General features: G+C 33.1%; 8 protein-coding genes. 7 read left to right on the top strand and 1 reads right to left on the bottom strand.

The window, feature by feature from the left end; translation table 11 throughout:
• Positions 1 to 2: 2 nt before the first annotated feature.
• On the bottom strand, positions 3 to 869 hold the full coding sequence (locus KTF99_RS11175; RefSeq protein WP_008792463.1) for a Cof-type HAD-IIB family hydrolase: 867 nt from the start codon (positions 867 to 869) through the stop codon (positions 3 to 5).
• Positions 870 to 1094: 225 nt separating this feature from the next.
• On the opposite strand from KTF99_RS11175, the gene KTF99_RS11170 reads away from it, so the two are divergent.
• The 7 genes from KTF99_RS11170 (at position 1095) to uvrA (ending at position 12096) form a co-directional block, all read left to right on the top strand.
• Positions 1095 to 1916 (top strand): putative manganese transporter, encoded by an 822-nt coding sequence (locus tag KTF99_RS11170; protein ID WP_003535275.1) that lies wholly within the window; start codon positions 1095 to 1097, stop codon positions 1914 to 1916.
• Positions 1917 to 2221: 305 nt separating this feature from the next.
• Positions 2222 to 3187: an L-lactate dehydrogenase gene (locus KTF99_RS11165; RefSeq protein ID WP_003535272.1), complete on the top strand. Its 966-nt coding sequence runs from the start codon at positions 2222 to 2224 to the stop codon at positions 3185 to 3187.
• Positions 3188 to 3220: 33 nt separating this feature from the next.
• Positions 3221 to 4030 (top strand): N-acetylmuramoyl-L-alanine amidase family protein, encoded by an 810-nt coding sequence (locus tag KTF99_RS11160; RefSeq protein ID WP_008792462.1) that lies wholly within the window; start codon positions 3221 to 3223, stop codon positions 4028 to 4030.
• Positions 4031 to 4399: 369 nt separating this feature from the next.
• The gene (locus KTF99_RS11155) at positions 4400 to 5857 is read left to right on the top strand and encodes a S41 family peptidase (RefSeq protein ID WP_003535268.1); all 1458 of its coding nucleotides are present in this window, start codon (positions 4400 to 4402) and stop codon (positions 5855 to 5857) included.
• Positions 5858 to 5951: 94 nt separating this feature from the next.
• Positions 5952 to 7925 (top strand): excinuclease ABC subunit UvrB, encoded by a 1974-nt coding sequence (gene uvrB, locus KTF99_RS11150; RefSeq protein WP_003535266.1) that lies wholly within the window; start codon positions 5952 to 5954, stop codon positions 7923 to 7925.
• Positions 7915 to 9270, top strand: a complete 1356-nt coding sequence (locus KTF99_RS11145) for a CCA tRNA nucleotidyltransferase (RefSeq protein ID WP_003535263.1) — start codon at positions 7915 to 7917, stop codon at positions 9268 to 9270. The genes uvrB and KTF99_RS11145 overlap by 11 nt, the downstream gene beginning before the upstream one ends.
• A gap of 3 nt (positions 9271 to 9273) precedes the next feature.
• On the top strand, positions 9274 to 12096 hold the full coding sequence (gene uvrA, locus KTF99_RS11140) for an excinuclease ABC subunit UvrA (protein WP_003535262.1): 2823 nt from the start codon (positions 9274 to 9276) through the stop codon (positions 12094 to 12096).
• The last annotated feature ends 7 nt before the right edge of the window (positions 12097 to 12103 follow it).

Below are 12103 nucleotides of genomic sequence, written 5' to 3'. Positions count from 1 at the left end.
GCCTAATTTTTATCTTTAATAAGATCATCAAATAAATATTCTAACATATTTAAGACACCCTCATGTCGATTATTTTTGAAAGTAAGATAGGTAGCTTTTTTCTTTAATGAGGAAAGACCATTTTTCATAATAATCCCAATACCGGCATTGTTTAATAATTCTTCATCATTACCACTATCTCCAAAAGCTAAGACATTTTCTAAATTTAAATTATTTAACTGACATAAATATTTTACAGCATAACATTTATTGACTTCTGCTTTAACAACTTCAACACAGTAAGGGTTGGTGTAATAATATTGATATAGTCCAGGAAATTTTGTTTGTGCAGCAGCTTCAAAAAGCTTTAATTTTCTAGGTGAAGAAAGTAAACAAATTTTTCCAAGTTTATTCCAAGGTACTACAGCAGTATTTTTATAAAAAGTGAGGTCGGGATAACGTTTAGTAAATATTCGAATCAAGGGGATTAAAAAGTATAGCCAATTATTTAAAATCATTTGATATTTATGATCAAAATTAGCACGTATATTTAACCGGTAATAAAGGGCTAATTGAAGTAGTTCGTTAATTTCTATTTGTTCTAAAAAAGAAAAAGATCTACACTTATTGTGAGTAAGATCATAAATCTCTATTCCATTACAGCAAATCACATAGCCATGATATTTTTCCAGCTGTAATTGTTCAATGTATGGCTTTAATTCATAAAAGAAGCGACCTGTTGCAAGAACAAGAGTATAACCATTTTCTTGTAATTTAATTAAATAAGTGATTGTAGCTGATGATATTTCTTTTTTATGGTTAAACAGTGTGCCATCAAGATCACAAACAATCATTTTTATTTTATTTAACTGCTTTTTTGTTATTTTCATTATTCTCGATCCCTTTGTTATTTAATGATTCCATTTTAGCTAATATTTCTTAAATCATCAAGATAAGGATTATAAATATTATGTTAAGACAAAAACAGCGCTTTATTTTTGTATAATTGAGCGTATAATAGAGAAATAAGTTTGAAATTATATAAGAATATGGTAAACTAAACAAAGTCTATATAAAAGTTATGCTAGTCTAACAATTGAGATAGGAGTGATTTAATGGAAATATTATTAGAACCAATTCAAGAATCCCTGATGACAGTACCAGTATTATTTTTGGCCTGCTTATTAGTAGAATACATATCTAATCGTGATGTTGTCAATAAGGTAATGGAGTTTGGAAAAGTCGGTCCTTTTATCGGAGCGATTTTAGGAAGTATCCCTCAGTGTGGTTTTTCAGTTATTGCGGCCCGATTATATTCGATGCGTTACTTGACAATGGGAACTTTATTATCAATCTTTATTGCCACAAGTGATGAAGCTTTGGCTATTTTAGTAGTACATCCTGATTTATGGGAAATGTTAGTTGTTTTAATTGTTTTAAAAATTGTTTTAGGTACAGTTACCGGTTATGTAGTAGATCGTTTGAATCATCGAAGTCATGATGATTATGAATATTTACAAGTAGAGCCTTGTGATTGTGGTTGTCAAAATGGTATTTGGTTACCGGCTTTACGACATACACTCAATATTTTTATCTTTATTTTATTAACAAATATCGTCTTTACATTAATTATTGCGGGGATTGGTGAAGAAACAGTAACCAACCTTTTAAAAACAAATTGGATCTTCCAGCCAATCATTGCGGGAGTTATTGGTTTTATCCCTAATTGTGCTGGTTCAGTTATACTGACACAATTATATGTGTCCGGTGGTTTAAGTTTTGGTGCATTACTGACAGGTTTAACGACAAGTGCCGGTGTAGGAACATTAGCTTTAATAAAATATAATGAGAATAAAAAAGACACATTTAAAATATTATTTATTTCGTATGTTATTGCTTTAGTGGTTGGTTATATAGCCTCATTAGTAATGCTATAGATTAAGAGGTTCTTAATTAGTAAGAACCCTTTTTGGTTACAAAATAAATTATTTATAGTTGAAAAAGAATTTATTTAAAAGATAGTGGTTATAGTATGTTATTAAATAATACTATAACCTTTTATTATACTATCATGGATTTAGAAAGATTCGTTACCACTTATTAATTTGTAAGAAATTTTATGACTAAAGAATTGTTATCCTGGTTTAATTTTATAATAAATGAGTACAATAAATTAATAGAGCATATCAAATGACAATTTTAGTAATAAATACTATTATGGTTTTGTAAGGAGGAACTAACAATGAGACAAGATGATGATTTGAAAAAGGTTGTATTAGTAGGGACTGGTTTTGTAGGAATGTCAATGGCATATTCTATTTTAAATACTGGTGGTATTGATGAACTTGTATTAATAGATGTGGATCAAGAAAAAGCAATTGGAGAGGCAATGGATATTAGCCACGGTCTACCATATAGTAAAAGTAGTTTAAAGGTTAAAGCTGGTGGTTATGATGAATGTAAAGATGCTGATATTGTTGTAATTACTGCTGGAGCTGCTCAAAAACCAAATCAAACAAGATTGGAATTAGCTAGTGTTAATGCAAAAATTATGAAATCTATTACTGAGCAAATTATGGCTAGTGGATTTGATGGAATTATTATCGTTGCAAGTAATCCTGTTGATTTGATGAGTTATGTAGTCCAAAAAGTATCAGGATTACCAACAAGCCGTGTAATTGGTAGTGGGACTATTTTAGATACAGCTAGATTACGTTATTTATTAAGTGAATATTTGAATATTTCCTCAACAAATATTCATGCGTATATATTAGGTGAACATGGTGATTCTTCATTTGTACCATGGATGAATACTTATATTGGCTGCAAGAGTATGATGGAATATATTGTGGAAATGAATATCGATATGAACGAGATGCATAAAATTTATAAAGAAGTACAACAAGCTGCATATGAGATAATTAAACGTAAAAATGCAACTTATTATGGTATAGGTCTATCTTTAAATCGTTTAATTACAGCAATTTTAAGTGATGAAAATGCCGTATTAACAGTTTCTGCATATCAACAAGGTGAATATAAGCAAGAAGGGCTATATATCGGGGTACCTGCAATCATTAATCGTCAAGGGATTAGTAAGATCATGACACTGCATTTAAATAATGTAGATCAACATAAATTTGATCGTAGCTGTGAAACTTTAAAAGAGATGATTGATGGTGAATTAGAGGCAATTATTAATAGCTAATCTATGATATAATGAGGAAGAGTGGGTGAAATAATGAAGAAATTACTCAGTATTTTCCTAATTATGTTATGTTTTAGTGGCTGTAAACAAAATAATGATTCTGAATTAATCAAAACTGAAGCAGTTGAAGCTCAACAAACGGCATTTGTTGAAAAAGAAGGCGAAGTACTTGTTCCGGAATCTTTGCGAACAGTTCAATTACCAATCGTTGGTGATAGTCGTGTAATTGTGATTGACGCAGGACATCAACGACGTGGCGATAGCAACAAAGAGCCAATTGGACCTGGAGCTAGTCAAACAAAAGCTAAAGTAACAACAGGAGCAACGGGAATAAGTACAGGTAATTTAGAATCAGCAATTAATCTTGAAGTTGCATTAAAGTTACAAAAAAAATTAGAAGATTCGGGTTATCAAGTAATTATGGTTCGGACAAGTCAAGATGTGAATATTTCTAATCAGCAGCGTGCGGAGATTGCTAATAAAAATAATGCTGGAGCATTTATTCGACTGCACTGTAATAGTGATGACAGTAGTAGTATTCATGGAACTTTAACTATGGCACCATCGGAATCTAATCCATATTGTAGTCAAATTGCTACAGCTTCTCAACGATTGTCAAAAACGGTTGTAAATAGTATTTGTAATCAAACAGGCAGCAAAAATCGTGGCGTTATTATTACTGATGTGATGAGTGGAATAAACTGGTGTCAAGTACCTGTAACAATAGTAGAAATGGGATTTATGTCTAATCCAGATGAGGATAGGTTATTAGGAGACAGTACTTATCAAGATAAAATTGTTACGGGAATTGTTTTAGGAATAAATGAATATTTTAAAAACTAGAGTTGAAAGTATTAGGAAAGTTCCGAAACTTTCAGCTTTTTTGTATAATATTTTTTTAATATAGTAATAAAATATAGTTTAAAATAGAACTAATTGGAGAATGTATGATAAAGTTATTAAGAATTCTAAAGGATGTAAAAAACTTATGATTATTTATATCAAAATGTAATTAAACAGTATCAAATCATTTGCAGTGAACTAGATATTTTGCTTTTCCTATACAATAATTCCGTGCTTGATAGTGCTAATAATATTGTTGAGCAGCAGGGGATGATTAAAATTTGTCACATAATATTTTATAATGTTTTTTAAGTTTTACTAAAAGTTATTAATTTTTTATGCTAAAATGTAGTAATGTGAGGTGTAGACATGGAAGACTTTATTCGCCCAAATCATAATCCGGAGCCAAAGTTGAAGCCAAAGAAAACAAAACATATTAGAGAAACCCTATTCATTGTTTGTATGATTGTTTGTTTGGCAGTTGGTTTTGTATCTGGTTATGTAGCAAAAAAAACAGTTCCGACTAACAGTACTAGCAAAAATGCAGAATCAATTATTGATGAAGCTTATGAAATATTAGATGAAGCTTGGTTAAATCCTAATGATAAGGATGTTGACATCAAAGGGAATACTATTACCGCTTTAGTAGAATCGCTGGGGGATATGCATTCTTCATATTTTACATATGAAGAATCTAAGACATATAACCAAAGTGTTGATGGGAACTATGAAGGTATTGGTGTAGCACAGCGAACTGTTAGTGAAGGTACAATGGTAATGCAGGTGTATAAAAATTCGCCAGCAGAAAAAAGTGGTTTACAAGTTGGAGATATTATTACAGGCGTTGACGGGAATAGTGTTGCTGGTAAGAGTGCTGATGAAATTTCTGATTTAATTCGTGGTGAAGCGAATACTAAAGTTAAGTTGACAATTATACGTAATACTGAACAACAAGAAGTTGAAGTAGAGCGAGCCAATGTAGATAGTGCGGTAACTAGTGAAATAAGAGATAATGATGGTAAAAAATTTGGTTATGTAAAAATTAATACTTTTGGAAGTACTACAGCTGATGATATTGAAGCAGCTTTACAGACTTTTACTGCTGAAAAAATTGATACTTTGGTCTTAGATCTGCGAGATAATGGCGGAGGATATCTTACAGCTGCCACTGATGTATTAAGTTTATTTATGAAAGAAGATAAACTGCTTTTTCAAATGGAAACTAAAAACGGTGCAATCGAGAAATATAAGGCTAAAGATTGTCAAAAATATAATTTTATAAATGGATATATTCTTGTAAATGGAAATACTGCATCAGCATCAGAAGTTGTTGCAGGAGCATTACAAGAAAAAATGAATTATAAATTAGTTGGGGATCAAACTTATGGTAAGGGAACGGCGCAGACGCAAAAACAGCTCAGTGATGGATCAGTCTTAAAATATACTTATGCAAAATGGTTATTACCAAGTGGTACATGGATAAATGGAAAAGGATTGACACCTGATTATTCTGTAAGTAATACGGATACAAGTGGTATTTATACCAAAGCACTGGAAACTGATATGGGATATGATAGTGTTGGTACAGCAATTGCCTCAATGCAAAAAATGTTAAGTATTTTAGGTTATGACTGTGGACGTAATGATGGATATTTTTCACAACAGTCAGTGGAAGCCTTAAAACAATTTGAACAAGCTAATAATTTAACTGTTGATGGTATTTATACTAATAGTGATCGGCAGAAATTAGAGGCTGCGGTAATCATGTATGCTAATAGTGAAAATAATGATTATCAGTATAAAAAATTAATGGAATTGATAAAATAACTATGCCTGGCATAGTTATTTTCATCATGGGCATAATTCTTTTAACTTCGCTGTTTTCTTGGTATAATAGAAAGGACTTATAGGAGGTGTTACAATGCAAAAATTTAAGCTTGTTTCTCCGTTTTCTCCAATGGGAGATCAAGAGGAAGCAATTAAACAATTAGTTGCAGGAATTAAAGAAGGAAAAAAAGAACAGGTCTTACTGGGAGGGACCGGTACTGGGAAAACCTTCACTGTTTCTAATGTTATTGCTGCTGTGAATAAACCGACACTTGTCTTGGCTCACAATAAAACATTGGCAGGACAATTATATTCGGAATTAAAAGAATTTTTTCCTGAAAATAGAGTTGAATATTTTATTTCAAACTTCGATTTCTATCAACCGGAAGCTTATATTCCTGGGCGAGATTTATATATTGATAAAAATGCTAAAACAAACTATGAAATTGAGATGCTGCGCAGTGCGGCAATGAATTCGTTAATAGAACGGGAAGATGTCATTGTTGTTGCTTCAGTTGCTTCAATTTATGGATTAGGAAATCCTGAACAGTACAAAGAAATGATCTTTTCACTGCGGGTCGATCAAGACATTGATCGTAAAGAGTTACTAACATATTTAGTTGATCGGCAATATCAACGCAATGATATTGAACAGACTAAAGGAACATTTAGAGTTCGTGGGGATGTCATTGAAATAGTTCCAGGACATACTGAAAGCTGGTTAATTAGAATTGAATTATTTGGTGATACAGTTGAAAGAATCAGTGAAGTGGATCCTCTGACTGGGCATGTCTTGGGCGTATACAATACATATACGATCTATCCAGCTTATGGATATGTAACGAAAAAAGAACAAATTTTAAAGGCTTGTGATACGATTACGGCAGAATTAGAGAATCGTTTAGAAACATTCAAAGCAGAAACTAAATTACTAGAACATGAACGTTTGGAACAACGAACGCGCCATGATGTTGAGATGCTGCGGGAAGTGGGGATGTGTCCTGGAATTGAAAACTATTCACGGCATATTGATGGTCGTGATGAAGGACAACGCCCTTATACGTTGATTGATTATTTTCCTAAAGATTTTTTAATGATCGTCGATGAAAGTCACGTTATGTTGCCTCAGGTTCGAGGAATGTATAATGGGGATCGTTCACGTAAAGAGACATTAGTTGAATATGGTTTTAGATTACCAAGCGCGCTTGATAACCGCCCATTACGCTTCGAAGAGTTTGAAAAAATTATAAATCAAGTCATTTATGTATCAGCAACACCTGGGGATTATGAGTTAGAACATGTTGAAAATAAAGTAGTTGAACAAATTATTAGGCCAACTGGACTACTTGATCCGGTTATTGAAGTACGACCAACAAAGGATCAAATTGATGATATTATCAGTGAAATCAAAATTCGTCAAGATCGTAATGAGAGAGTTCTAATAACAACATTGACTAAACGAATGGCTGAGGATTTAAGTGCTTATTTGAAAGAACTTGGAATCAAGGTAGCTTATCTACATAGTGACACAAAGACTTTGGAACGAACCGAGATACTAAGGGATCTACGACTTGGCAAGTATGATGTTTTAGTCGGAATTAATTTATTACGAGAAGGTTTAGATTTACCAGAAGTAAGTTTAGTATGTATTCTTGATGCTGATAAAGAAGGGTTCTTAAGAAGTAACCGTTCATTGATTCAAACGATTGGTCGGGCTGCCCGTAACAGTAATGGTGAAGTAATCATGTATGGTGATAAGATTACTGATTCAATGGCTTATGCGATTGAAGAAACTAATCGTCGTCGTAAGATCCAAGATGCTTATAATAAAGAACATAATATTACCCCAACAACTATTCATAAGGAAATTCGTGATGCAATTCGTGGTCAAGAGGTCATCGATGATGCTGCAAGTCTAGTTAAAAAAGGTAAGAAAGCAAGCAAGAAAGATAAACAAGTTATGATTCAAGAATTAGAAAAACAAATGAAAGATGCAGCGAAGGTACTTGACTTTGAACGTGCGATGGAACTTCGCGATATCATCATGGAGCTTCAAGGTGAAAAATAGGTATACTTTCAGTCCACTTGCTAAAAAGATCTTTAAGGATATAGACGAGCACCATGGTAGAGCTTTTCTAGTTGGAGGAATCGTTCGGGATATGTTGATCTACAATAGGGTTGATTATCATGATGTAGATGTTGAGGTATATGGGCTTAGTGTCGATGAATTGGAAGAATTATTAGCTAATTATGGCAATGTCAATAGTATTGGTAAATCATTCGGAATTTTAAAATTAGATGTTTTACCAAATTTTGATTTTGCTTTGCCGAGAACGGAAATAAAGACAGGTGAGAGTCATCAGGATTTTGATGTTACAGTAAATCAAAATTTAGATTTAAAAGTTGCGGCATCACGACGTGATCTAACAATCAATGCGTTGATGTATGAAATAAAGACAGGAAAAATCTATGATTTTTTTCATGGTCAAGAAGATATTGAAAAAAGAACATTACGAATGGTTAGTGAAACAACTTTTATTGAAGATCCGTTAAGAGTCTTGAGAACAGCACAATTTGCTTCACGTCTTGATTTCTGTATTGAGACGGCGACTAAATTAATGTGTAAAAAAATGGTTCAAAATAAAAGTTTGGATAAACTAAGTAAAGAGCGGGTATTTCAAGAATATAGTAAGCTCCTCTTAAGCCAGCAGCCTTCAATTGGGTTAACTTTTTTAAAGGAGATCAAGGCTTTGTGGCCATGTTTAGATGTATTATCGAAAACTATGCAACGGCTTGATTACCACCCTGAAGGAGATGTATGGCGGCATACTTTATTAGTAACTGATTTAGCGGCTTTATGCTGCCATAAAACAAGTAATCCATTAGGTTTTATGTGGAGTGCTTTATTACATGATATTGGTAAAGCTACAGTAACAACTAAAGACGGTCATGCTCCGGGTCATAATGAAGCGGGGGTAAAGATTTTTAATCAAGAAGTAAAAGCATTTATCCCAGATAAACAGTTACAAAAATATATTAAAACAATGATTTTCTATCATATGCATTTAATGAATATGGTCAGAAATGAAGCAAAGGATTATAGCTATTTTAAAATTCTTAAAGGAATTGATGGAATAGTTACGATTGAAGACTTAATTTTAATCACAAAATGTGATAAACTTGGTAGATACAAAGATGAACATGAAAATATTAATCGCTTTGATTATGTTATGAAAGAAAAGATGGCACGGCTATCAACCAAAGCTCAGTTGCCATTAGTTGACGGATATGATTTAAAGGCGTTAGGGATTGAACCGTCATCCAAGTATAGCGAGCTATTAGATTGGGCTTATGATCTTCAATTACGGGGGCACAGTAAAGCAGCAATCTTAAAGATGGTAGAAGGTAGGTAAAATATGGAACATGATAAACTAGTCATTAAAGGGGCTAGAGAGAATAACTTAAAAAATATTGATATCGAGATTCCAAAAAATAAATTAGTTATTATGACGGGATTATCTGGTTCAGGAAAAACATCGCTGGCATTTGATACAATCTATGCCGAAGGACAGCGGCGTTATGTGGAATCGTTAAGTGCTTATGCACGCCAGTTCTTAGGAAACATGGAAAAACCGGATGTTGATAGTATTGAAGGTTTGTCACCGGCAATTGCAATTGATCAAAAAACAACATCAAATAATCCGCGTTCAACGGTAGGGACGGTTACTGAAATTTTTGACTATTTAAGATTACTTTATGCGCGTATTGGTAAGGCATACTGTCCAGAGCATGGAATCGTGATTGAATCGCAGACAATCAAACAAATGGCTGATACAATTGATAAATATCCAGATGGTAGTAAATTACAAGTATTAGCACGAGTAGTAAAGAATCAAAAAGGTACTTTTAAGGATTTATTTGAGGATTTATTGAAAGATGGTTATATTCGAGTTCAAGTTGATGGTGAAGTTAAACTATTAGATGAAGGAATTGAACTTGATAAAAATAAGAAACATAACATTGATGTCGTAATTGACCGAATTATCAAAAAAGAAGGTTATCGTAGTCGTTTGATTGATTCACTTGAAGTAGGTTTAAAACTAACAGGTGGAGAAGTAGTTGTAGCTAATTTAAGTGATGGCAGTGAAGCTTTATTTTCTGAGCATTTAGCTTGTCCAGAGTGTGGTTTTAGTGTTCCTAAACTAGAACCAAGATTATTCTCATTTAATAATCCACTAGGAGCTTGTCCTGATTGTCGCGGTTTGGGAATAAAAAATGAAGTTGATGATGATTTATTGATTCCTAATTGGGATTTGAGCATAAATCAAGGTGGAATTAGATATTTTAAAACTTCAGTAGGAACTGACCGAATTGAATGGCAGCGCTTTTTGATCCTATGTAAAACATATAAGATTGATTTAGATAAACCATTGAAAGACTTTACTAAAAAAGAATTAAGAATTATCTTAGAAGGCTCAGATAAACCAATTTCTTATGAGATTGTTTCTAGTAGTGGTAATGTTTCTAAAACTAATCGTCCTATTGAAGGTGTTAAAACATTGATTAAACGTCGTTTTGAAGAAACGACTTCTTCTTGGTCAAAAGAATGGTATGCTTCATTTATGGCTGAACATACGTGTCCAACTTGTGGAGGACGCAGATTAAATGATCAGGTTTTAAGCGTACGAGTAGGTGGCTTAAATATCAGTGAATTTACCGATATGTCAATTGAAAAAGCTTTAAAATTCGTTGATGAATTAAAATTAAATGAATATGAAGCGAAGATTGCTAATCTTGTTTTAAAAGAAATTAAAGACCGTTTAGGTTTCTTAAATGATGTTGGATTAGGATATTTAACATTATCTCGTAAAGCGGGTGGATTATCTGGTGGAGAAGCACAAAGAATTCGTTTAGCGACACAAATTGGTTCAAGATTAACTGGGGTTTTATATGTTCTAGATGAACCCTCTATTGGACTCCATCAGCGGGATAATGATAAGTTAATTGCCACTTTACAAAATATTCGTGATTTAGGTAATAGTGTTCTAGTTGTTGAACATGATGAAGACACGATGCGAGCAAGTGATTTTATTGTTGATATTGGACCGGGTGCAGGAGTGCATGGTGGTGAAGTAATTGTAGCTGGAACGCCACAAGAAGTAATGGATTGTAAAAAGTCAATTACGGGGCAGTATTTATCAGGTCGTTTAAAGATTGATGTGCCTAAAAAACGCCGTAAAGGAAATGGTAATTTTATTCAAGTAAAAGGTGCTGCTGCAAATAACTTAAAGAATATCAATGTTAAGTTTCCGTTAGGGTGTATGTCTGTGGTTACAGGGGTTTCTGGTAGTGGTAAAAGTACTCTTGTAAATGAAATCATGGGTAAAGCAATGATGGCAAGAATTTATCGCTCGAAAGAAAAGCCCGGTAAACATAAGGATATTTTAGGATTAGAAAATATTGATAAAGTTATTGAGGTGAGCCAAGATCCAATTGGGAGAACACCACGTTCCAATCCGGTAACTTATACAGGAGTGTTTGATGATATCCGTGATTTATTTGCCCAAACAAATGAGGCTAAAATGCGTGGCTACGATAAAGGACGTTTTAGTTTCAATGTTAAAGGTGGACGGTGTGAAGCTTGTCAAGGTGATGGGTTAAAACGTATTTCAATGCACTTTTTACCAGATGTTTATGTTCCTTGTGAACAATGTGGCGGTAAACGCTATAATGAAGAAACATTGCAAGTTACTTATAAAGATAAGAATATTTATGATGTTTTAGAGATGACTATTGAAGATGCAGTGGAGTTCTTTGGAAACTTGCCAAAGATCAAAACTAAATTACAGACTTTAAATGATGTTGGACTAGGCTATATTAAGCTTGGTCAAAGTGCAACAACTTTATCTGGTGGGGAAGCTCAGCGGGTTAAGCTAGCAAGTGAATTACAAAAAAAAGCAACTGGGAAAACAGTTTATATTTTAGATGAACCAACAACTGGTCTACATAGCAATGATGTTGCTAAATTAATAGAGGTATTACAAAGAATTGTTGATCAAGGGGATACAGTCATTATAATTGAACATAATCTTGACGTTATTAAGGTAGCTGATTATATTGTTGATTTAGGTCCTGAAGGTGGCGATGGTGGTGGTACGATCGTTGTAGCTGGAACACCAGAAAAAGTCGCTAAATGTGAAGCAAGTTATACTGGAAGTTTTTTAAAGAAGATGTTATAGGGAGGAA

This window comes from Erysipelatoclostridium sp. MSK.7.34 (assembly GCF_019041935.1).
In the GTDB taxonomy this organism is placed as follows: Bacteria; Bacillota_I; Bacilli_A; order Erysipelotrichales; family Coprobacillaceae; genus Thomasclavelia; species Thomasclavelia ramosa.
Note: the sequence above shows the minus strand (reverse complement) of the source record. Positions and strands in the feature narration are given on the sequence as shown.

Bases quoted from the DNA above. Each gene is read 5' to 3' on its own strand.
- KTF99_RS11175 (WP_008792463.1), bottom strand. From the start codon at position 869: ATGAAAATAACAAAAAAGCAGTTAAATAAAATAAAAATGATTGTTTGT.
- KTF99_RS11170 (WP_003535275.1), top strand. From the start codon at position 1,095: ATGGAAATATTATTAGAACCAATTCAAGAATCCCTGATGACAGTACCA.
- KTF99_RS11165 (WP_003535272.1), top strand. From the start codon at position 2,222: ATGAGACAAGATGATGATTTGAAAAAGGTTGTATTAGTAGGGACTGGT.
- KTF99_RS11160 (WP_008792462.1), top strand. From the start codon at position 3,221: ATGAAGAAATTACTCAGTATTTTCCTAATTATGTTATGTTTTAGTGGC.
- KTF99_RS11155 (WP_003535268.1), top strand. From the start codon at position 4,400: ATGGAAGACTTTATTCGCCCAAATCATAATCCGGAGCCAAAGTTGAAG.
- uvrB (WP_003535266.1), top strand. From the start codon at position 5,952: ATGCAAAAATTTAAGCTTGTTTCTCCGTTTTCTCCAATGGGAGATCAA.
- uvrA (WP_003535262.1), top strand. From the start codon at position 9,274: ATGGAACATGATAAACTAGTCATTAAAGGGGCTAGAGAGAATAACTTA.